This is a genomic window from Rhizobium ecuadorense, from assembly GCF_001187535.1.
GTDB lineage: Bacteria > Pseudomonadota > Alphaproteobacteria > Rhizobiales > Rhizobiaceae > Rhizobium > Rhizobium ecuadorense.
The window spans coordinates 1-325 of the sequence record NZ_LFIO01001358.1 but is presented as its reverse complement, the minus strand read 5'-3'; the positions used below and the strand labels follow the sequence as shown (position 1 = coordinate 325).

Annotated in this window: 2 pseudogenes; one reads left to right on the top strand and one right to left on the bottom strand. The window is 56.6% G+C overall.

The features are described from left to right. Positions 1-233 (bottom strand): annotated as a pseudogene (locus AF337_RS45735) (MarR family winged helix-turn-helix transcriptional regulator); the annotation flags it as partial. Between AF337_RS45735 and AF337_RS45730 the strand changes: the two are divergent. Further along, positions 234-325, top strand: a pseudogene (locus AF337_RS45730) (haloalkane dehalogenase); the annotation flags it as partial.

Here is a 325-nt window from a genome sequence, read left to right as displayed (position 1 = left end):
CCCTCGGGCCGCGCGAAAGTGAAAACGTTGGCATGCGGTGGGCGGATATCGCCGTAGCCGGCCTCATCGAGTGCCGCTTCGACGGCCTGCGTCCAATGCTGATGGACCAGACGCAACAACAGGCCAAGGGAAGAAGACGACATGAAACCCCGCGCAACAATATAGACAGGTAACTGTCTATATGATAAATGGTCAGTCGCCTGCCTATATAGCACGAAAGCGCGGAGCTCCATATGCCGACCATCGATATTCTCACCTCGTTCATCTCCTATGAGGAACTGGGGGAGGGCGACCCGATCGTCTTCCTTCACGGCAATCCCACCTC